17 protein-coding genes and 1 pseudogene are annotated in these 21,037 nt (G+C 72.6%); 7 read left to right on the forward strand and 11 right to left on the reverse strand.

The genetic code is table 11. The features are described from left to right. Positions 1-130 (forward strand): annotated as a pseudogene (locus F5972_RS28690) (sugar phosphate isomerase/epimerase); the annotation flags it as partial. 67 nt (positions 131-197) lie between these two features. Here F5972_RS28690 and F5972_RS39015 read toward each other — a convergent pair. The 4 genes from F5972_RS39015 to F5972_RS28710 form a co-directional block, all read right to left on the reverse strand. Further along, positions 198-2,012 (reverse strand): serine/threonine-protein kinase, encoded by a 1,815-nt coding sequence (locus tag F5972_RS39015; protein ID WP_150937806.1) that lies wholly within the window; start codon positions 2,010-2,012, stop codon positions 198-200. A 42-nt stretch (positions 2,013-2,054) separates the two neighbouring features. Further along, positions 2,055-3,515 (reverse strand): serine/threonine-protein kinase, encoded by a 1,461-nt coding sequence (locus tag F5972_RS28700; protein WP_150937808.1) that lies wholly within the window; start codon positions 3,513-3,515, stop codon positions 2,055-2,057. A gap of 99 nt (positions 3,516-3,614) precedes the next feature. Beyond that, on the reverse strand, positions 3,615-5,267 hold the full coding sequence (locus F5972_RS28705) for a fumarate hydratase (RefSeq protein WP_150937810.1): 1,653 nt from the start codon (positions 5,265-5,267) through the stop codon (positions 3,615-3,617). Between the two features lie 306 nt (positions 5,268-5,573). Then, positions 5,574-6,530, reverse strand: a complete 957-nt coding sequence (locus tag F5972_RS28710; RefSeq protein WP_225311985.1) for a DMT family transporter — start codon at positions 6,528-6,530, stop codon at positions 5,574-5,576. A gap of 67 nt (positions 6,531-6,597) precedes the next feature. On the opposite strand from F5972_RS28710, the gene pdxR reads away from it, so the two are divergent. After that, positions 6,598-7,989: a MocR-like pyridoxine biosynthesis transcription factor PdxR gene (gene pdxR / locus F5972_RS28715; protein WP_150937812.1), complete on the forward strand. Its 1,392-nt coding sequence runs from the start codon at positions 6,598-6,600 to the stop codon at positions 7,987-7,989. Here the strand turns inward: pdxR and F5972_RS28720 are convergent. Beyond that, the gene (locus tag F5972_RS28720; protein ID WP_225311986.1) at positions 7,976-9,199 is read right to left on the reverse strand and encodes an MFS transporter; all 1,224 of its coding nucleotides are present in this window, start codon (positions 9,197-9,199) and stop codon (positions 7,976-7,978) included. The two genes, pdxR and F5972_RS28720, sit on opposite strands and share 14 nt — an antisense overlap. 164 nt (positions 9,200-9,363) lie before the next feature. On the opposite strand from F5972_RS28720, the gene F5972_RS28725 reads away from it, so the two are divergent. Further along, on the forward strand, positions 9,364-10,026 hold the full coding sequence (locus F5972_RS28725) for a DUF1707 SHOCT-like domain-containing protein (protein ID WP_225311987.1): 663 nt from the start codon (positions 9,364-9,366) through the stop codon (positions 10,024-10,026). Positions 10,027-10,033: 7 nt separating this feature from the next. On the opposite strand, the gene glpX is transcribed toward F5972_RS28725, so the two are convergent. Further along, positions 10,034-11,062 (reverse strand): class II fructose-bisphosphatase, encoded by a 1,029-nt coding sequence (glpX, locus tag F5972_RS28730; RefSeq protein ID WP_150937816.1) that lies wholly within the window; start codon positions 11,060-11,062, stop codon positions 10,034-10,036. Between the two features lie 159 nt (positions 11,063-11,221). On the opposite strand from glpX, the gene F5972_RS28735 reads away from it, so the two are divergent. Then, complete coding sequence (locus tag F5972_RS28735; RefSeq protein ID WP_150937818.1) at positions 11,222-11,839, forward strand: TetR/AcrR family transcriptional regulator; 618 nt, start codon at positions 11,222-11,224, stop codon at positions 11,837-11,839. Between the two features lie 46 nt (positions 11,840-11,885). Beyond that, positions 11,886-12,452, forward strand: a complete 567-nt coding sequence (locus F5972_RS28740; protein WP_150937820.1) for a DUF4245 domain-containing protein — start codon at positions 11,886-11,888, stop codon at positions 12,450-12,452. Between the two features lie 103 nt (positions 12,453-12,555). On the opposite strand, the gene F5972_RS28745 is transcribed toward F5972_RS28740, so the two are convergent. Beyond that, positions 12,556-12,837, reverse strand: coding sequence for an exodeoxyribonuclease VII small subunit (locus F5972_RS28745; RefSeq protein WP_150937822.1), 282 nt, complete (start codon positions 12,835-12,837; stop codon positions 12,556-12,558). 136 nt (positions 12,838-12,973) lie between these two features. Between F5972_RS28745 and asnB the strand changes: the two genes are divergently transcribed. Further along, positions 12,974-14,818, forward strand: a complete 1,845-nt coding sequence (gene asnB, locus F5972_RS28750) for an asparagine synthase (glutamine-hydrolyzing) (protein ID WP_150937824.1) — start codon at positions 12,974-12,976, stop codon at positions 14,816-14,818. Between the two features lie 33 nt (positions 14,819-14,851). Here asnB and xseA read toward each other — a convergent pair whose 3' ends face one another. Both xseA and F5972_RS28760 read right to left on the reverse strand, forming a co-directional pair. After that, a complete protein-coding gene (gene xseA / locus F5972_RS28755; protein ID WP_150937826.1) occupies positions 14,852-16,069 on the reverse strand; it encodes an exodeoxyribonuclease VII large subunit in 1,218 nt (405 codons plus the stop codon). Positions 16,070-16,469: 400 nt separating this feature from the next. Then, positions 16,470-17,906 (reverse strand): hypothetical protein, encoded by a 1,437-nt coding sequence (locus tag F5972_RS28760; RefSeq protein WP_150937828.1) that lies wholly within the window; start codon positions 17,904-17,906, stop codon positions 16,470-16,472. A gap of 130 nt (positions 17,907-18,036) precedes the next feature. Here F5972_RS28760 and F5972_RS28765 point away from each other — a divergent pair, with 130 nt between their 5' ends. After that, the gene (locus F5972_RS28765) at positions 18,037-19,002 is read left to right on the forward strand and encodes a 4-hydroxy-3-methylbut-2-enyl diphosphate reductase (RefSeq protein WP_150937830.1); all 966 of its coding nucleotides are present in this window, start codon (positions 18,037-18,039) and stop codon (positions 19,000-19,002) included. A gap of 57 nt (positions 19,003-19,059) precedes the next feature. On the opposite strand, the gene F5972_RS28770 is transcribed toward F5972_RS28765, so the two are convergent. Further along, positions 19,060-19,635: a DUF6542 domain-containing protein gene (locus F5972_RS28770; RefSeq protein ID WP_150937832.1), complete on the reverse strand. Its 576-nt coding sequence runs from the start codon at positions 19,633-19,635 to the stop codon at positions 19,060-19,062. A 10-nt stretch (positions 19,636-19,645) separates the two neighbouring features. Next, on the reverse strand, positions 19,646-20,947 hold the full coding sequence (locus F5972_RS28775) for a DNA recombination protein RmuC (RefSeq protein WP_150937834.1): 1,302 nt from the start codon (positions 20,945-20,947) through the stop codon (positions 19,646-19,648). Between the last annotated feature and the right edge of the window lie 90 nt (positions 20,948-21,037).

Raw genomic sequence — 21,037 nt, forward strand, 5'->3', positions numbered from 1 at the left:
CTCCATCGAGTGGGAGGACGCGGGCATGGACCGGCTGCACGGCGCACCCGAGTCCCTGGCCTACATCCGCTCGCTCAACGCCATCACCCCACCCGACGCGGCCTTCGACGCCGCCTTCTCCTCCGAGTAAGGCCTCGCCCCCAGACGGCGGCCGCGGTGTCCCCACCGCGGCCGCCGTCTCATTTGGTGAAGACGTCTCATTTCGCGAAGAACACGACGGCCAGCAGAATCAGCACCACGAGGCCGGCGAGCACGACTCCCATCGTCACCAGCACCCGCACCCGCGTGCCGGGGTCCGGGCTGGAGGGGCCGCGCATCGCGAACAGGTCCGTGCCCAGGCTGCTCGACCCCGGTACGCCGTCCCCCGGCCCCCCAGGACCCCCGGGGCCCTCCAGCGGACCGCCCGGACCCCCGGAATTGCCGCCCAGGCCGCCGGGCCAGGAGGGGCTTCCGGGCTCGGGAACCCCGGGACCGTCAGGATGCGCCGAGGGATGCGGGCCGAAATGCGGGCCAGAGTGTGGGCCTGCGTGTGGCCCGGGATGTGGGCCGGCGGCTGGGCTGGCGGATGCACCTGCGTGTGGACCGGGGTGCGCCGGCGATTGCCCGGTGTGTGGGCCGGGATGCATCGGAGGTTGCCCGGCGGGCAGGGAGACGCTCCCCGCGCCGCGCTGCCCTGCGCCTCTGTCTCCTGCGCCTCCGTGTCCTGTGCTGCTGTGCCCGTAACCGGTGTCGCCTGCCGCGTCGCGACCGGTGGCGTTGCCCTCGGCGGTGCGATCGGAGGCAGGGGCGGGGGCCGCGGCCGGCCCCCGGCCGGTCGTCCCCGGCAGCCTGCCGGGGACGGTGGTCTCGTGCCTGCCGGCGGGATCGGAACCGGGCTCGGGGCGTGGCGGAGGAGGAGGCACCCGCGGCACGCCCGTCGGGCGGGCCACGACCATGGTGCGGTTCGCATCCTCCTCGTAACCACCCAGCACACCGCCCGGAGCCTCGCCGCCGGGACTCGCGCTGCCAGGGGCCACGCGGTCCGGGGCCACGCCGCCCGGAGCCGTGTTGCCCGGAGTCGCGCCGGGCGGACTCGCGCTGCCGGGACTCACGTCGGCTGGAGTCACGTCTGACGGGACGTCCGCGAGAGACGAGGCGGCGGGTGCCGGCCGGGCGGAGGGAGCCTGGGCGGGGGCGGGTGAGGCACCTGTGGGCGTGTCGGCGATCATCCGGAGCATCGCGGCGGCGCGTTCGGGCGTGAGGCGCGCCCTGTGGTCCTTCTCCAGCAGCCCCTCCAGCACCGGGCGCAGCGGCCCGGCCTGCGCGGGCGGGTCGGCGCTCTCGGTCATCAGCGCCGCGAGCGTCTCGCCCACCGTGGCCCGTTCGTACGCCGGTCGTCCCTCGACGGCGAAGTACAGCGTCGCGCCGAGCGACCACAGGTCCGACTCCGGGCCGGTGTGATCACCTCGCGCCCGCTCCGGGGCGGTGTATCCCGGGGAGCCGATGACCATGCCCGTCTGCGTGAGGGCGGTGTCGCCGAGGGCCTTGGCGATGCCGAAGTCGGTCAGGACGACCCGGCCCGTCTCGGTCAGCAGGACGTTCGCCGGTTTCACGTCCCGGTGCAGGATGTGCTGCGCGTGCGCGGCCCGCAGCGCGCTGAGCAGGTCGCAGCCGATCTCCGCCACCAGGCGTGGCGGCAGCGGCCCCTCCTCGTCGATCACCTGCTCCAGCGACCGGCCCTCGACCAGTTCCATGATGATCCACGGGATGCCGTCGGCCAGGATGACGTCGTGGATCGTGGCGACGGAGGGATGGCTGACGCGGGCCGCCATGCGGCCCTCACGCAGCATGCGTTCGCGCAGTTCCTGGCGTTGCCGAGGGCTGAGTGCCGGATCCTGGCGGATCTCCTTGACCGCGATCTCCCGGTCCAGCGACCGGTCGTACGCTCGCCAGACCGTGCCCATGGTGCCCCGACCGATGCGGACGCGTAGCTCGTAGCGCTCAGCGAGCATCCGCCCATGCTGTTCCGGCATGAGAAGAAAGATAGCGATTCCGCCTTGAAAAGCGCTTTCCTGTTACTTGATAAAAATCCTCGGCCAGTACCGTCGCGGCAGCAGGATCTTGATCATCTTGGCCACGTGCCGCATCATGGGGATGCGCACGACCTGCTGGAAAGCCGGCTCCGGCGGCTTGCGGTGCAGCCCCTCGCTCGGCCGCCGCCGCTGTGACGGCACGGCCGCGACGTCACCAGCGCTGCCCAGATCGCGGGGATAGGCGAGGTGCCGGCCCGACTGTCCGTAGAAGGTGTGCGGTCCGCTGTGCCGGAACTGACCGCTGTGCCCGTACGGCCCGGTCTGGCCGTAGGACCCCGACTGGCCGTAGGACTGGCCGTAGGGCCCGGTCTGCCCGTACTGGCCGGCAGGCGGGAACGACGAGCCGCTCGGGCCGTACACCTCGTAGGAGCCGGACGGATCGTACGCCCCGCCCGCCTGGTACGGCTGGCCGTACGGCCCCGACTGCCGGTGCGGCCCGGAGTCGCGGTCGCGTGGAGTCACCTTGGGCGCCGGTCGCGACTCGGCGCGGTGCTGGCCCCGGTGCTGCCCCCGGGGCGGGTTGCGGTGCGGCGGCTTGCGGCTGCTCGGCGGAGCGGGCGCGGTGGGCGGCGGCGAGGGCCGTCCGCCGCGGAAGGGAGAGGCGAGCGGATCGTCGACCACGCCTCCGGCCGCGACCCTGGACAGGACGTGCGCGGCGCGCACGCCGTCGATCCTGGCGGCCGGGTCGATCTGCAGCAGCCCCCGCAGGACCGGCGCCAGCGGGCCGGCCTTCTCCATCGGGATGGGCGCCCCGCTGGTCAGCGCCGCGAGCGCCGCCGCCGCCGTACGGCGGCCGTGGAGGCCGCGCCCCTCGACGGCGGTGTAGAGGGTCGCCCCGAGCGACCACAGGTCGGCGGCCGGGCTCGCCCGGTCGCCGAGGACGCGTTCGGGGGAGATGTATCCGGCGGAGCCGAGCACTATCCCCGCCTGGGTGATGGACGCGTCGCCCTCCAGGGCGGCCAGCCCGAAGTCGGTCAGCACCGCCCGGTCGTCGTCGGTGACCAGCACGTTGCTGGGCTTCACGTCGCGGTGCAGGATGCCCTTGCCGTGCACGGCCCGCAGCGCGCCGAGGACCTGCCGCCCGATGTCGGCGACCCGGCGAGGCGGCAGCGGGCCCTCCTGGCGGATGAGCTCCTCGAGCGACCGCGCCCGGAGCAGTTCCATCACGATCCACGGCCGGTCGTCCTCGGTGATGACGTCGAAGACCGTGATGACCGAGGGGTGGGCGACCATGGCGGTCGCCCGGCCCTCGCGCTCGGTGCGCGCGCACAGCTCCGCCCGCAGGTCCTCGTCGAGGACCAGCGGAAGCCGCACCTCCTTGACCGCCACCTCGCGGTCGAGCAGTTCGTCACGCGCCCGCCACACTGTGCCCATGCCGCCGCGCCCGACCGGCTCGATAAGCCGATAGCGCGCGGCTAGCAGGTATCCGGACGGCGCACGCATGAGGGGCAGCTTACCGATTTGTGCCATGCGACCTGTAGAGACCATGCCGGGAAATTGTTGAGATCTTCTGTCAAAGATCCTGACAACGTCCCCGTAGAGTCAGCGGCGTCCGATGGTAAGGACGGGCCCGGTGGTGTCGGTGAAGAAGTCGGCGCCCTTGTCGTCGACGACGATGAAGGCGGGGAAGTCGACGACCTCGATTTTCCAGACCGCCTCCATTCCCAGCTCCGGATATTCCAGGACATCAACCTTCTTGATGCAGTCCTGGGCCAGTCGGGCGGCAGGGCCGCCGATGGAGCCGAGGTAGAAGCCGCCGTACTTGTGGCACGCCTCGGTGACCTGCTTGGACCGGTTGCCCTTGGCCAGCATCACCATCGAGCCGCCCGCCGCCTGGAAACGCTCGACGTACGAGTCCATCCGGCCCGCCGTCGTGGGGCCGAAGGAGCCGGACGCGTAGCCCTCGGGGGTCTTGGCCGGGCCGGCGTAGTAGACGGCGTGGTCCTTCATGTACTGCGGCATGTCCTCGCCGGAGTCGAGCCGCTCGGCGATCTTCGCGTGCGCGATGTCGCGGGCGACCACGAGCGGCCCGGTGAGCGACAGCCGCGTCTTCACCGGATATCTGCTCAGCTCGGCGAGGATCTCCGGCATCGGGCGGTTCAGGTCGATGCTCACCACGTCGCCGCCGAGGTGCTCGTCGGTGGTGTCGGGGAGGAACCGGGCGGGGTCGGTCTCCAGCTGTTCGAGGAACACCCCTTCGGGCGTGATCTTCGCCAGCGCCTGCCGGTCCGCGCTGCAGCTCACCGCGATCGCGACCGGGCAGGACGCGCCGTGCCGCGGCAGCCGGATCACCCGCACGTCGTGGCAGAAGTACTTGCCGCCGAACTGCGCGCCGATGCCCAGCTTCTGGGTCAGCTCGAAGACCTTCTTCTCCATCTCCAGGTCGCGGAATCCGTGGCCGCTCGCCGAGCCCTCGGCAGGGATGGAGTCCAGATAGCGGGCCGAGGCGTACTTCGCCGTCTTCAGCGCGTACTCGGCGCTGGTGCCGCCCACGACGATCGCCAGATGGTACGGCGGGCAGGCGGCGGTGCCGAGCGAGCGGATCTTCTCCTCCAGGAAGGCGAGCATCCGCTTCTCGTTGAGCACCGCCTTCGTCTCCTGGTAGAGGAACGACTTGTTGGCCGAGCCGCCGCCCTTGGCCATGAAGAGGAACTTGTACTCGTCCGGGTGGCCGTTCGGGTCCTCGGCGTACAGCTCGATCTGCGCCGGCAGGTTGGAGCCGGTGTTCTTCTCGTCCCACATCGTCAGCGGCGCCATCTGCGAGTAACGCAGGTTGAGCCGCGTGTAGGCGTCGTACACGCCCCGGCTGAGGTGCTCGGCGTCGCGGCCGTCGGTCAGCACGTGCCGGCCGCGCTTGCCCATCACGATCGCGGTGCCGGTGTCCTGGCACATCGGCAGCACGCCGCCGGCCGAGATGCTCGCGTTCTTCAGCAGGTCGAGGGCCACGAAGCGGTCGTTGCCGCTGGACTCGGGGTCGTCCACGATCTTGCGGAGCTGGGCCAGGTGGGACGCGCGCAGATAGTGCGAGATGTCGTGGATCGCGGTCTCGGTGAGCAGCCGCAGCGCCTCCGGCTCGACCTCCAGGAACCTGCGCCCGGCCGCCTCGACGACCCGCACCCCCTCGCTGGTGATCAGGCGGTATTCCGTCTCGTCGGGTCCCAGCGGGAGCAGGTCGGTGTAGTCGAACTCCGGCATCGTCCTCGGTCCTCGTGGTCTGCCTCGTCGGGCGCGCCCGCCGCGCGGGCCGTCCATGTCCTGTCCGTGTCCCTGCACAGCGTACGGGTCCCTGCACAGGGTACGGCGAACGAGCGATGGTCATCATGCCCGGGGCATGAGTAGGTTTTGAAGAAATTCAACCAGACGATATGCGCACAAAGCGGGATAATCGAGACGGAACGAGAGGAGGGGCCATGAACGGCGAAGTCATCGTAATGATCATATTCGCGATCGGCATCCTCGTGGCCCTGGCGCTGTCGCTGCTCGCGCTCGTGCTGCGGCAGGTCAGAGAGGGCGAGATGACCTGGTTGGTTCCGTCCGGCGCCGCGCGTGACCGTTCGCGCGACGGCTCGCAGGACGGCTCGCGGCCCCCGTCTCCGGACGCCGAGGCCGGGGTGAACGGAGCCCGAGAGCGATTCCGCTGACGACGAGGGCCGCTCCGGCGAGATCGGCCGGGGTGGGGACGGCGATCCCGAGGAGGGCGGCCGTGGTGATCGCCCCGACGGGGACCATCCCGGCGAACAGCCCGGCCCGGTCGGGCCCCAGGCGGGGCAGCGAGCGGTACCACAGGAAGAACGCCACGGTCGTCACGATGAGCGCGAGGTAGGCGAGGCCCGCCGCCTCGGCCGGGGTGGGCGTCCGCAGCACGTTCCGGCCGTCCAGGGCCAGCCCGGCGGCCAGCAGGAGCGGCACGGCGAGCACGGCCGACCAGGCCGACAGCCGCACGGGCCCGATCACCGGCAGCAGCGGCAGGGCCAGCAGCGAGAAGCACAGCTCGCAGGCGAGCGCGCCGAGCGACCACAGCAGGCCGGGCAGGTTCCCGCTGCCGGCGCCCGTCGCGAGAAGGGCCCCGGCGGCCACCACCAGCCCCGCCCCGACGACGCGCGGGGACGGCCGCCCGCCCGTGGCCATCGGGCCCACGAGGGCGAGCGCCAGCGGCACGGTGCCGAGGACGATGCCGGGCAGCGCGGGGCCGGACGCCCGGGCCGCCTCGACGACGCACACGTTGAACAGCGCCAGCCCCGTCAGCGACAACGTGGCGAGCAGCCCCCACTGCCGCGGCCGGAGCCGTACGGGGCCGAGGCCGCGTGCGCGGGCGGCGGCGAGCAGGACAACGGCGGCGAGGGCGTAGCGGAGCGCCTGGCCGCCGTAGACCGGATAGTCCGCGATCGCGCCGGAGACCGCGGCCAGCGTCCCCACGAGGAACATCGCCCCCGCGGCCCCCGTCGTATAGGTGTTCACGTCTGGCGATCCTAGGAAGTCCTTGGTCCCCGCCACTGGTCCAATCGGACGGCGTTATGGTGGTCCAATGGCCGATCTTCACCTGGTGGTCGACCGGAGCGGCGGCGGGCTCGCCGCGCAGATCGCCCACGAGGTGCGCGAGGCGGTGCGCTCCGGGCGGCTCGGCCCGGGCGCCCGCCTGCCGGCCACCCGTGACCTCGCCCGCGATCTCGGCCTGTCGCGCGGCGTCGTCGTGGAGGCGTACGAGCAGCTCGTGGCCGAGGGGGTGCTCGAAAGCCGGACCGGCGCCGGGACCCGGGTCGCGGCGGGGGCCGGGCGGCACGCCGCCGTGGAGCCGGCCGGGCGGGAGGGGGAGGGCCGGCCCCACTACGGGCACCGGCCCACGTCGCCGGACCTCGGCGCCTTCCCCCGGCAGGCCTGGCTCGCGGCCGTCCGACACGTCCTCGCCACGCTGCCGAACGACGCGCTCGACTACGGCGATCCCGGGGGAGTGCCCGCCCTGCGCCGTGAGCTCGCGGCGTACCTGGGACGGGTGCGCGCCGCCGACGTGACGCCGGACGACGTCGTGGTCCTGACCGGGATGGCCCAGGGGCTCAGCCTCGTCCTGCACGCCCTGGCCCGCGAGCGGGGCCGCGACGTCGTGCTGGCCGTCGAGGACCCGACGAGCGAGCGGCAGCTTCCGCTGCTCCGCCGGACCGGGGCGCGGCTCGTCCCGGTGCGCGTCGACGGGGAGGGGATCGTCGTCGGGGACCTCCCGGCCGAGGCCGACGCCGTGCTGGTGACCCCCGCGCACCAGTACCCCACCGGTGTGGTGCTGTCCCCGGGCCGCCGCGCCGCCCTGATCGCCTGGGCCGCCCGCACCGGCGCCCTCGTGCTGGAGGACGACTACGACGCCGAGTTCCGCTTCGACCGCGATCCCGTCGGGTGCCTGCAGGGGCTCGCGCCCGGCCGGGTCGTGCTCGCGGGCAGCGTGAGCAAGGCCCTCGCCCCGGGGCTGCGGCTCGGCTGGATCGCCGCGCCGCCCGGCCTCGCCCGCGCCGTACGGCTCGCGCGTGAGGAGTTCGACCTCGGTTCTCCGGTCATCGAGCAGTACGCGCTCGCCCACCTGATCGCCAGTGGCGCGTACGACCGGCACCTGCGCCGGATGCGCAGGGAGTACCGGCGGCGCAGGGACGCGCTCGTCGGCGCGCTCGCCGAGCACCTGCCCCGGCTCGCCGTACGCGGCATCTCGGCCGGGCTGCACCTCTACGCGGTGACGGACCCCGAGACCGAAGGGACGGACGCGTCCGGCCTGGCCGAGGCGGCCCGGGCGTCCGGCCTGTCGGCCGAGGTCGCGACCCCGGCCCTCGGGGCGGCGGAAGGGCGGCCGGCGGGGCTCGTGATCGGGTTCGCCCGCCTGCCCGCCCACCGCGTCCGGGAGGCCGTGCGCGCGATGGCCGAGGGCGTCAGGACGCGATAGGGGCCGTCGTGGCGGCGCTCCCGGCCGTACGCGGCTGGAAGCCCCGGGCGAGCAGGATGATCGCGGCGGCCAGCACGAGCGGCGCGGCGAAGGCGACCTGGTAGCCGGAGGCGTCGGCGATGCCGCCGACGAGGGCGGCGCCGACGACGAACCCCACGTAGTTGAACATGTTGACCCGGGCGATGGCCACGCCCGTGCCCGCCGGGTCGAGGCGGCCGGCCGCGCTGAACGACTGCGGGGCGACCACCGACAGGCCGATCCCGGTGAGGGCGAAGCCCGCGATGGCCGCGGGCGCCGACGGAGCCGCCACGATGGCGACGAAGCCCAGCGTCGCGACGGCGCCGCCCGCGCGCACGATCGCCGCGGAGCCGAACCTGCGCACCGCGAGATCGCCCCCGACGCGGACGAGGAACGTCGTGAGCTGGTACGCCCCGAGGGCCAGCGGGATCACGGGCGTGGCGGCGTGCACGACCCGGTCCATGAAGACGGAGCCGAAGTTGGAGATCGACGAGTCGCCCACGTAGAGGAACGCCATCGCGAGGCAGAGGGGAATGATGGGACGCCACGCCACCTTCACCTTGGCCGTCGTCTCCTCCGCCGGGGACCCGGCACGGTGGCGGTGCTCCTCGCCCGGGAGGTAGAGCCAGGCCGAGGCGACCAGCGCGACGGCGACGGCCGGGACGAGGGCGATCGCGAAGGTGGCGGGCAGCCCGAGGCCGATCCCGGCCGCCGCCGACGCCCACACCGCGCCGGCGACCGCCGCCGCGCTCCACAGCGCGTGGAATCCGGTGAGCACCGCCCGGCCGTACTCCCGCTCGACCGCCACGCCCTGCATGTTCATGCCCGCGTCCACCCCGCCCAGGCCGAGGCCGAACAGGACGTTCGCCACGACGAGCGCGGGGACGTTCGGCGCGAGCCCGGCGAGCACCACGGCCGCGCAGGCGAGCGGCTGCGCGAGGCGCAGCACCAGGCGGCTGCCGTACCGGGAGGCGGCGGCGCCCGCGAGCACGCTCCCGCCGCCCGCGATCACCGGCACGACCAGGAGCAGGATGGACAGCTCGCCGTCGGTGAGACCATGCTTGCGCTGCAGCGTGGCCACCTGGGTGAGCAGCGTGGCGAAGGTGAGGCCCTGGACGGCGAACACCGCGAAGGCGGCGAGCCGGGCCCGCCGGTCACGCGGCGTGGGCACCGTGCCCCCGAGCGTGCGCACACAGGCGGCGAGTCCCGCGGACGGCGACCCTCACGGACATTGGGCCTCCACGAACATGAGGACAGTTCAGGTTTTCGCCAGCGTAGGAGCCGCGCCGCGCCCGGTCAATGGTCGGAACGGCCGGAGACTGGGAGGCGCGCCGCGGACCGCATACCCTCGAAGATGTGAGCAGCGAGTCCTCAGCCGCGAAGTGGATCACCACCTTCCTCGCGTCGCGCGCTCCCGGCACCTCGGGCGGTCCCGCCGCGCCCGATCCCGGGCTGATGCGCGCGTCGGACGCCGACCGGGAGCGGGTCGTCACGGTGCTGACGGACGCCGTCATCGACGGTCGCCTGACCCCGCTGGAGCACGAGGAACGGGTGGAGCGCGTCTGGGCCGCCCGGACCCTCGGCGAGCTGGCCGAGCTGACCCTGGACCTGCTGCCGCCGGAGAGCCAGCCGTTCCGCATGGACAGCCGTCCCGTCACCGCCTTCTTCCGTACGGAGACGCGCGGCGGCCGGTGGGTGGTGCCCTCGCAGATCCCGGTGACGTCGCTGGGCGGCACGGTCTCGATGGACCTGTGCGAGGCGCTGCTCCAGTCGCGGCACGTGGTGGTCCAGCTCGCCGTCATGGCCGGCACGGTCAACCTGACGGTTCCCGAAGGCGTGCGGATCGTGACCGCCCCGGACGCTCGCGTGCGGTCCTTCCGGAACGAGGTGCGGCTCCCGCCGGGCGCGACCGGCCACGCGCCGGACGCGCCCGTGATCGAGCTCGCCGGGTTCGTCTTCGGCGGCAAGGTCGTCGCCCGTTCGCCGAAACGCCCCCGCCGCCGCCTGTTCGGCCGGTGAGCCTGGTTCAGACGGCCGTGTCGAAGTTGATCGCGCTGTAGGCGCCGAGCTTCCAGAGCTGGTGCTCGCTCTCGATCTTCCGGATCGTCCCGGAACGTCCCCGCATCACGAGGGAGTGCGTCACCGCCGCGCCGCCCTGGAACCGTACGCCGTGCATCAGCTCGCCGTCGGTGATGCCCGTGGCGGCGAAGAACACGTCGTCGGAGCGTACGAGGTCGTCGGTGGTGAGCACCCGGTTCAGGTCGAGCCCGGCGTCGAGGGCCCGGAGGCGCTCGTCGTCGTCGCGCGGCCACAGCTTGCCCTGGATCACCCCGCCCATGCACTTGAGCGCGCATGCGGCGACGATGCCCTCCGGGGTGCCGCCGATGCCGAGCATGAGGTCGACGCCAGTGCCGGTGCGGGCGGCCATGATCGCGCCGGCCACGTCGCCGTCGGTGATGAAACGGATGCGGGCCCCGGTCTCCCGGATCTCCTTGACGACGCGCTCGTGCCGGGGCCGGTCCAGGATCACCACGGTCACGTCGGACGGCTTGGCGCCCTTGGCCCGCGCCACGGCCCGGATGTTGTCGGCCACCGGAGCGTCGATGTTCACCTGCCCGGCCGCCTCCGGACCGGTGACGAGCTTCTCCATGTAGAAGACCGCGGAGGGGTCGTACATCGAGCCGCGCTCGCTCACCGCGATCACGGAGATCGCGTTGTTCATGCCGAGCGCGCACAGCCGGGTGCCGTCGATCGGGTCCACGGCCACGTCGCACTCGGGCCCGGTCCCGTCGCCGACCCGCTCGCCGTTGTACAGCATCGGGGCGTTGTCCTTCTCGCCCTCGCCGATCACCACGGCGCCCTTCATCGAGACCGTGTTGATCAGCTGGCGCATGGCGTTGACGGCGGCGCCGTCCGCGCCGTTCTTGTCCCCGCGCCCCACCCAGCGGGCCGCGGCCATCGCCGCCGCCTCGGTCACCCTCACCAGTTCGAGAGCCAGGTTGCGGTCGGGCGCGCGTTCTCCCGCCGCCAGTGCCGCCGGTACGTGATCAGCCATTGATCCCCTCACGTCGCAAGCCCACTATGGGCGATCGTAGTGTGCGAAGGGTGCTCTTGTCCGATTGGTCTGAACCTGTCCGGCCAGGTGGGAGGCCGTTCGCGGCGTGCGCCACGGGAAGTGACGGTCGTGGACGACGGGCGGGGATATCGTCGCCGCATGAGCGGCGACATCGGGCAACCCCCAGTACGACAACCTGAGCGGCCTCTCGCGACGCGTGCGTCGGACCGCGGGGCGGCGACGAGGGTCGCGCTCCTGGACGCCGCCAAGGAGACCTTCGTCACCAGCGGCTTCGCGGAGGCCGGCGTGACCGAGGTCGTGGCCCGGGCCGGTGCCAGCGTCGGGAGTCTCTACCACCACTTCTCGGGCAAGGCCGACCTCTATCTCACGTTGTTCGAGGAGTTCCAGAAGCGTCAGGCCCAGCGCACCCGGCAGGCCGTGCAGGACGCGAGGGCGGCGGGGGAGACCGACCCGATGCCCCAGTTCCTCGCCGCCGCCCGCGCCTACCTGGAGGGCTGCCTCGCCGAGCGCGACCTCGCCGCGCTCTTCCTGCGGGGTGACGCGCCGCCCGGGTTCGAGGTCGTCATGCGGGAACGGCTCCGGCAGTGGGCCAGGCGCACCGCCGCCCTGTTCGAGCACGAGGACGCACTGGTCCTGGTCGTCACCGGCGCCCTCGCGGCGGTCGTGCAGGAGGTGACATTGTCCGACGACCCGGAGGCGGCCCGGAGGATGGCCGAGGACGCTCTTCGCATCATTGGCAATATCCGGCATCCCTGACCGCCGGTACGGCGGGCGGCCACCCTGACGGCTAACGTGGCGTGACGTGGGACGATTCACCCAGGGTTTCTACGGCTACGCGTTCGCGCTCCTCGTCTGCATCGCCGGCGTGGGATTGTTCCTGCTCGTCACGCCGCAGAGCCGCACCGAGCACATCCCCCGGGTGCAGTACGGCATCGACCAGGCCAACGCGGTCCGCACGGCTCCGTACGAGGTCGTGGCGCCGAGGCAGGTCCCGGCGAACTGGGTGCCCAACAGCTCGCGTCTGACCCAGGACGGCGGCGTCGTGACGTGGCGGCTGGGCTTCGCGACCGGCGAGCGGGAGCACGCGATGGTCGCCCAGAGCGACGAGCGCCCGATCGCGGGCTTCGTCAACCGGATGACCAACACCGACAAGCCCGGCGGAAGCCGCCAGATCGACGGCGTGACCTGGGAGGAGCGGGTGCGGCCGGACAAGAACCAGCGGTCGCTGGTCCGCGTTCTCCCCGATCACGCGGTGGTCGTCACCGGAACGGCCGGCTGGAGCGAACTGAGCGCCCTCGTCCACACCCTCGCCCCACAGCCCACGCCCACCCCCGTGCCCTCGGCCTCGCCGGTCGCGACGACCGGCTGATCTCCTCGCGACGGCCTGAGGACGGCCCAGAGCGCGGCGAAGCGCGGCACCCCGGGGGCGTCCTGCCGGGACGGGGCGAGGCGGCGCGCATGGAGGGGCGGGGTCAGAAGGGGGCGTCCTCTGGGGCGCCCGGCTGGGGTTCCTGCCGCTGGGCCATCGCGGCGGCGAGCTTGGCGCGCGCGCCCTGGAGCCACTCCTCACAGACCGCGGCCAGCCGCTCGCCCCGCTCCCACAGCTCGATCGACTGCTCCAGCGTGAGGCCGCCGTTCTCCAGCCGCCGCACCACGTCGGTCAGCTGCTCGCGGGCCTGCTCGTACGACGGTGTCTCCCCATCCTGCGCGGAAGCCTGTCCTTCCCGCGGGGGAGTCTGCCTGTCCTCGCTCACGTCACCTACCTTAGAGGCCGGGGCCGACACTTCGTGGCCTCATAGCGATGCCCGATTTGGGCATAAAAGTCCTGATTGGGTAGTTACTTAGGTGTACTAACCATCTGCGGGAGCTCTGGACCGGGAGGTCGTCTCCATGTGCGGAATCAGTGGCTGGGTGGACTACGGACGGGACCTCCGAGAGGAGCGGCAGACCGTCCAGGCGATGACGGACACGATGGCGTGCCGGGGGCCGGACGCCGAGGGAGCCTGGCTCGCGCCGCACGTCGCGTTCGGTCACCGGCGGCTCGCCGTCATCGACATCGAGGGCGGACGCCAGCCGATGACCGCCGAAGCCGACGGAGGGGTCCTGGCCGCCCTTACCTACAGCGGCGAGGTCTACAACTTCCAGGAGTTGCGCGACGAGCTCGTACGGCTCGGCCACGCCTTCCGGACCAGGAGCGACACCGAGGTCGTCCTGCGGGCGTACCTCGAATGGGGCGACGACTTCGTCGCCCGGCTCAACGGCATGTACGCCTTCGCGATCTGGGACACCCGCCGCGAGGAACTGCTGCTCGTGCGTGACCGCATGGGCATCAAGCCCCTCTACTACTACCCGACGCCCGACGGGGCGCTGTTCGGCTCGGAGCCCAAGGCGATCCTGGCCAACCCGCTCGCCGAGCGGGTCGTCGACGCCGACGGCCTGCGGGAGATCCTCGCCTTCGTGAAGACTCCGGAGAACGCGGTCTTCCGCGGCATGCACGAGGTGCGGCCCGGCCAGGTGGTCAAGGTGCGCCGCGAGGGGCTGAGCAAGCGCCGCTACTGGCAGTTGGAGGCCCGCGAGCACACCGACGACCTGCCGACGACCATCCGGACCATCCGCGAGCTGCTCGACGACATCGTCGCGCGGCAGCTCATCTCCGACGTGCCGCTGTGCACGCTGCTGTCCGGCGGCCTCGACTCCAGCGCGATCACCGCCCTCGCGGCCCGCGCGCTGCGCGGCCGGGGCACGGTGCGATCGTTCTCGGTCGACTTCAGCGGCTACGCCGAGAACTTCCAGCCCGACGACATGCGCGACACCGCCGACACGCCGTACGTACGCGACGTGGTGCGGCACGTGGGCTCCGACCACACGGACATCGTGCTGGACTCGGCCGACCTGATGGACCCGGCCGTGCGCGCGGCCGTGCTGCGCGCGAGAGACCTGCCGCTCGGCATCGGCGACATGGACACCTCGCTCTACCTGCTCTTCAAGGCGATCAGGGAGCGCTCGACGGTCGCGCTGTCGGGGGAGTCCGCCGACGAGGTGTTCGGCGGATACCGGTGGTTCCACGACCCGGCGGCGGTCGGCGCGCACACCTTCCCGTGGCTCGCCGCCGCGCAGACCCAGACCGGCCTGAGCACCCGGGGCGAGTTTCTGAACGAGGAACTGCTGCACAAGCTCGACGTCCCGGCCTACCGCGCCGACAGCTACCAGCGGGCGCTGGCCGAGGTGCCCCGGGTGCCGGGGGAGACCGGGTTGCAGAAGCGGATGCGGGAGATCAGCTACCTGCACCTGACCCGGTTCGTGCAGGTCCTGCTGGACCGCAAGGACCGCATGAGCATGGCCGTGGGGCTGGAGGTCCGCGTGCCGTTCTGCGACCACCGCCTGGTCGACTACGTCTTCAACGCCCCCTGGGCCATGAAGACCTTCGACGGCCACGAGAAGAGCCTGCTGCGCGCCGCGACGGCCGACGTGTTGCCCCGGTCTGTGGTCGAACGGCGCAAGGTGCCCTATCCCTCCACCCAGGACCCGGCGTACGAGCACGCGCTGCGCGCCGCCGTGGCCGACCTGCTGAGCGGAGAGCCGGCCATCGGCTGCCTGATCGACACTGCCAAGGTGCGGAGCATCCTCGCCCAGCCGGTGGGCGCCGTCAGTCTCCAGGGCTCCCGTACGGCCCTCGAAGGGCTGCTCCAGGTGAACGCCTGGCTCGACGCGTACGGTGTCCGGCTCGCCCTCTGACACCCGCCTGCCCGCCTGGCGGCCGGTCGGCCGTCAGGCGGGCGGGGCGTCGGGGTCGGCGGTCACCGTGACGCGGTCGTCGGAGAAGCGGATGGTGAGCGCGTCTCCCGGCTTGACGTCGGCCGCCAGGCGGACGACCTCGCCCGACGGGCGCTGCGCGATGGCGTAACCGCGTTCCAGGGTCGCGGCGGGGGAGAGCGTCACGAGCCGGGCCGTGAGGTGTTCGAGCGAGTCGGCCGAGCGGTCCAGGGAGGCGGAAAGACACCGCCGGGACCGCTCGCGCAGCGCGTCGACCTGCTCGGCCCGCCGGTCGAGCTCCCGCACCGGATCGGCGAGCGACGGCCGCGAGCGCACGGACTCCAGCCAGGACAGCTCCCGCTCGACCCAGCCGCGCAGCACCCGGCGGCCCCGGTCCCTCAGCTGGTGGACCAGGGTGAGCTGCTCGCCCACATCGGGCACGACCTTCTTGGCCGCGTCCGTCGGGGTGGAGGCGCGCACGTCTGCCACGAGATCCAGCAGCGGGCTGTCCTGCTCGTGGCCGATCGCGCTCACCACGGGCGTACGGCAGGCCGCCACGGCCCGAACCAGCGACTCGTCGGAGAAGGGCAGCAGGTCCTCCAGCGAGCCGCCGCCCCTGGCGATGACGATCACATCGACCTCGTGGTCGGCGTCCAGCCTGCGCAGCGCCTCGGTCACCTCGCCCACCGCGTACGGCCCCTGCACGGCGACCTGCTCCACCCGGAACCGTACGGCGGGCCAGCGGCGGCGGGCGTTCTCCAGCACGTCACGCTCGGCGGCGGAGTCGCGCCCGCAGATGAGCCCGACCGTCCCCGGCAGGAACGGCAGCCGTCGCTTCCGGTCCACGTTGAACAGGCCCTCGCCCGCCAGCACCTGCCGCAGCCGTTCGAGCCGGGCCAGCAGCTCGCCGATCCCCACCGGGCGGATCTCCAGGGCGGTGAAGGCGAACGACCCTCTGTTGACCCAGAAGTCCGGCTTGACGTGCACCACCACGCGCGCGCCGTCCACCGGGCGCGGCACGCTGGCCTCGTAGACGCCCCGGGCGCAGGTGACCCGCGCCGAGACGTTCGCCACCGGGTCGCGCAGGGTCAGGAAGACGGTGCCGCCACGTGCCGTCAGCTCGGTGATCTGCCCCTCGACCCAGACGGTGCCCAGCTTGCCGATCCACTGGGCCACCATCTGCAGCACCGACCTGATCGGCAGGGGCGCCTCCGGAGACGTCTTCGCGCTCAACCAGTCCTCCTCGCCTGGGCCAGGCGACCCACGCCACCTCATCGCCCACGGTCATCGCCCACCGTACGCTCGCCGTGCCGCACCCGCAGGCTAGCCGCAGCGCCCGACAGTTCCGGGACCGGCGGCCTAGCCGGTACGCGACCTCACCAGTGCGCAAGACGCGGCCGGTGAGCAGGACGTGACCTGTGCTCACGACCCGCCTGTGCTCACGACCCGCTTGTGCTCGCGACCCGGCCTGCGCTCGCTCACGACCCGCTTGTGCTCACGATGTGGCCTGTGCCTTGCGACCCGGCCTGTGCTCATGACCCGCATGTGCTCACGGCGCGCCTGTACTCGCGACCCGTACTCGCCACCCGGCCTGTGCTCAGGACGGAGCCGACGCTCGGGACGCGGCCGATGCTCAGGACTCGGACTGGAGCTTCGACAGCCGGTTCTGGAACATGCGGACCACCTCGGGACGGTTCGTGTGCGCCTTCTCGTAGTCGAGCAGCGCGTGCACCTGCTCGGCAGACTTGCCGCGCAGTCTCGACCGCAGCGACGCGATGGTGAGGTTGGCGTAACCCGGCATCGGCTCCGCCTGCTCACCCCCACCCTCGCCTGCGCTCACGGCGGTCTCGCTCACGGCGGCTTCGGAGACGGCGGGTTCGGTGCCGCTCTCAGTGGCCTGCGCGCCGGTGGTTTCCGCGGCGGCGGGCTGAGCGGCGCCGTCGCCACCGGCGGCCGTCGCGGGTGCATCCTCGGGGGCGCTCTCCGGGGCCGTCGCGGTGGTCTTCGCGGTGGTCTTCCTGCGGGTCCGGGCGGGCTTGGGTGCGGCGGCCTCGGCAGTCTCTCCGCCCGGCGCCTCGGTCGTCGCCGTCTCTGCTGCGGTCTCGGTGGCCTCCGCGGTGGTCTCGGCGGCGGGCTTGCGGCGGGTGCGCGGCTTCTTCGCAGGGGCCGCGGGCACGGCTTCGACTGCGGCTGCGAGGGCGGATTCGGCGGCGGGTTGAGCGGCGCCCTCGCCCTCCAGGGTCGCGGGTGCCTCCTCGGCGGCGCTCTCCGGGGCCGTCGCGGTGGTCTTCGCTGTGGTCTTCCTGCGGGTCCGGGCGGGCTTGGGTGCGGCGGCCTCGGCAGGCTCTCCGCCCGGCGCCTCAGTCGTCGCCGTCTCTGCTGCGGCCTCGGTGGCCTCCGCAGTGGTGGTCTCGGCGGCGGGCTTGCGGCGGGTGCGCGGCTTCTTCGCGGGAGCCGTAGTCGCGGCCTCGGCCTCTGCCTCGGTGCCCTGCGCGGCCTCCGTAACCTCTGCCACCGGCGCGGCCTCGACCTCGGTGGCGGCGGTGCCCTGTGGGGTCTCCGCATGCTCCGTCGCCGGGGCGGCCTCCGCGACCTCCGTGACCTGCGCGGTCTCGGCGGTGGTCTCGGCGGTGGTCTCGGGTGCCGGGGCTTCAGCGGCCGGGGTCTCGGGCGTGGGCTCGGGCTTGGGGGTGCTGAGGGATTCCTGGACCTGGGCCTCGGGGGCCGGCACCGCTTCGGTCTCGGCCGGAGCGGGCGTAGGCGCAGTAGTGGGGGCGGCAGTGGGAGCCGGTGCGCTCGCGACGGTCTTCTCGCCGTCCCGCTCCGCCTTGCTCGGGCGGGGTGCGAAGATGACGGGCTCCCTGCGCGTGGCCGCCGGTTCCGCGGCCTGCTCGTCGCGGGAGGCGGCGTCCGGGGCCTCGGTCTTCTCGGGCCCCTCTTCCTCACCCACGACCAGGCGCTTGATCCGGGACCTGACCTTGTCGCCGATCAGCAGTGCCTGGCCGACGCCGTTCAGAGCGGTCTGGAGCATGAGCACCGGCAGCGCCCGCAGCCGTTCCCCACTCTCCATTGCGTCGCGGAGAGGTTTTGTTATAGCCCTAAGGACGGACATTTCGGCTCCCGGGGAGATGTGTATAGGTACACCCAGTCTCGCAAGACCAGGGTCAAGAGGCGGCTCGCGTTCCACATAGCATAGGAACATGGACGTGCAGACCTCAGCGACCCGCCGTGTCCTGGTCGCCAAGCCCCGCGGCTACTGCGCGGGAGTCGACCGAGCGGTACAGGCGGTGGAGCGGGCGCTGGAGCAGTACGGCGCGCCCGTCTACGTACGCAAGCAGATCGTGCACAACACCCACGTCGTGAAGACGCTGGAGGAGCGCGGCGCCGTCTTCGTGGAGGAGACCGAGGAGGTCCCCGAGGGCGCGATCGTCGTGTTCTCCGCGCACGGCGTCGCCCCGGCCGTCCACGAGGAGGCCGCCGGCCGTCGGCTGAAGACCATCGACGCCACGTGCCCGCTGGTCACCAAGGTGCACAACGAGGCCAAGAGGTTCGCGGCCAAGGACTACGACATCCTGCTCATCGGGCACGAGGGGCACGAGGAGGTCGAGGGCACCGCCGGGGAGGCCCCCGAGCACATCCAGCTGGTCGACGGCCTCGACGGCGTCGGCGAGGTGTCCGTCCGGGACCCGGAGAAGGTGGTCTGGCTCTCCCAGACGACCCTGTCGGTGGACGAGACGACCGAGACCGTGGCCCGGCTGCGGACACGCTTCCCGAACCTCATCGACCCGCCGAGCGACGACATCTGCTACGCCACCTCCAACCGGCAGACGGCCGTCAAGGCGATCGCCGCGGAGTCCGACCTGGTCATCGTCGTCGGCTCGACCAACTCGTCCAACTCCAAGCGGCTGGTCGAGGTGGCCAAGGACTACGGCGCCACCGCCTCCTACCTCGTCGACGACGCCTCCTTCGTACGGGAGGAGTGGCTGGAGGGCGTCCGCACGGTCGGCCTCACCAGCGGCGCGTCGGTGCCGGAGGAGCTGGTGGAGGGCGTGCTCGCCAAGCTCGCCGGCCTCGGCTTCACCGACGTCGAGGAGGTCGAGTCGGTGCAGGAGAGCATGCGCTTCGCCCTGCCCCACGAGCTGCGCCGCGATCTCCGCGCCGTGTAGGCGACCCCGCCCACCCCACTACAGACCACTACGGAGACGACCGGCCGTGCGTACGGCCTATTCGTCGGCCGCCTTGCCGTACACGCGGGGTTCGAAGTAGCCCTCGGGCTCGGGGTCGAAGGCTTGGCCGCGGCCCCTGCGGGCGCGGCCGGGCGCGGTGGCGCGGGTCCCGCCGACCCCTGTGCCGGCCGCCGTCCCAGCCCTTGTGCCGGTCCTCGCGGCGCCCCCCGTACCGGCGGGTTCGGGCACGGCGCCCGTACGCAGTTCCCTGAGGTTGTCGGGCAGGCCGCGCACCCAGGCGACGCCCAGCGCCAGCGCCGATCCGGCGAACAGCCACGGGGCGGCCGACGACAGCGTCGTGAACATGCCGAGCCCGAACGTCGGGAGCATCGAGCCGGACCCGAGTGACCGCAGCAGCTCCACCAGCAGGGCCGCGAGGAAGAAGACCAGCGGGGGCGTCACCACCAGCGGCAGCAGATCGCGGGGCCGTACGAGCAGGACGGCCGCGAGGCAGCCGGCCACGAACGCGGGCCCGGGCAGCTTCGGCAGGAGACCCACCACGGTGATCACGAAGAGCATGACGATCGCCCCCCGAGCGGTCAGCCGCAGCCCGGCTCGACCGGTGCCTGTCATCGGGCCCCCCTCACGACAAGTCTCGCGCCAATTTACCGTTCTGACGATGCGGGGGAGGGGAGCTTACCCGCTCTTCACCTTCGAGTTCGGGGATCGCGACCGGCCGGGGGACCTCCTCCACCGCCGCCGGGGCGTCGAGCGAGTAGTCCACGAGGCCGAGGTCGTTCATCCTTCGCGCGCTGACCAGGACGCGGCTCTCCAGGCTGCCGACCGTCTGGTTGTACGCGGTGACGGCCCGGGTGAGCGCCCTGCCCAGGGTGTCCACGTGCCGCCCGAGGCCGCCGAGCCGGTCGTACAGCTCCTTGCCGAGGTCGAAGACCGCCTTGGCGTTCTCGCTGACCGCCGCCTGCTGCCAGGCGTACTGCGCGGTGCGCAGCATCGTCACGAGTGTCGTCGGGGTGGCGATGTGCACGCGCCGCCGCATCGCGTACTCGAGTAATCCGGGATCGCGCTCCAGCGCGGGCGCGAGGAAGGCCTCGCCGGGGATGAACAGCACCACGAACTCGGGCGACGGGCTGAACGCCTGCCAGTACGACTTGGCCGCCAGCCGGTCCACGTGCTCGCGCAGGTGCCGCGCGTGGGCGTCGAGCCGGGTCGAGGCGAACGAGGGATCGGCGCTCTCGGCCGCCTCCAGGTAGGCCGCGAGCGACACCTTCGCGTCCACGATGACGTTCTTGCCGCCGCTGAGCCGCACCACCATGTCCGGACGGACCAGCCCATCGCGGGTGACGGCGCTGACCTGCTCGTCGAAGTCGCAGAACCGGGCCATCCCGGCGATCTCCGCCACCCGCCGGAGCTGCAGCTCTCCCCAGCGTCCCCGGGCCTCCGGCCGCTGGAGCGCCCGCACCAGCGCGTCCGTCTGGGCCTTCAGCCGTTCGGAGCTCTCCCGTACGAACTCCATCTGCTTGCTCAGCTCGGCGCGGGCGGCGCGGGCGCCCGACTCGCTCTCCCTGAGCTGGCTCTCCACCTTGGCGAGCGTCTCGCGCAGCGGCGCGACCAGATTCTCGACCGCCTGGCGGCGCTGGTCGAGGTCGCCGGCCGCCTCCGCCCTCGTGGTGTTGAGCCGGTTCTCGGCCAGTTCGAGGAAGCGCAGGTTGGCGACGTCGAGAGCGTGGGCCGAGATGGCCTGGAACCGCTCGGTGAGCTGGTTCTCGACGTAGGCGACCTTGTCCTCCGCCGCCCGCGTCCTCGCCTCGGCCTCCGCCACCCGTGCGGCGGCCTCGGCCGTACGGCCCGCGGCCCGCATCCCGGCGAGGGCCAGACCGGTCACCAGGCCGACGGCGAGTCCCAGTACGAGCGCCACGACATCCACGGTCTGGATGATTTCAGGCGTTGGCGTGCCAAACGGGGAGGCGCGCCCAGGAGGGGGCCGAGGCCGCCGATGTCCGGCGCACCCGCCGAG

Source organism: Microbispora cellulosiformans, from assembly GCF_008728085.1.
GTDB classification, from domain to species: domain Bacteria; phylum Actinomycetota; class Actinomycetes; order Streptosporangiales; family Streptosporangiaceae; genus Microbispora; species Microbispora amethystogenes.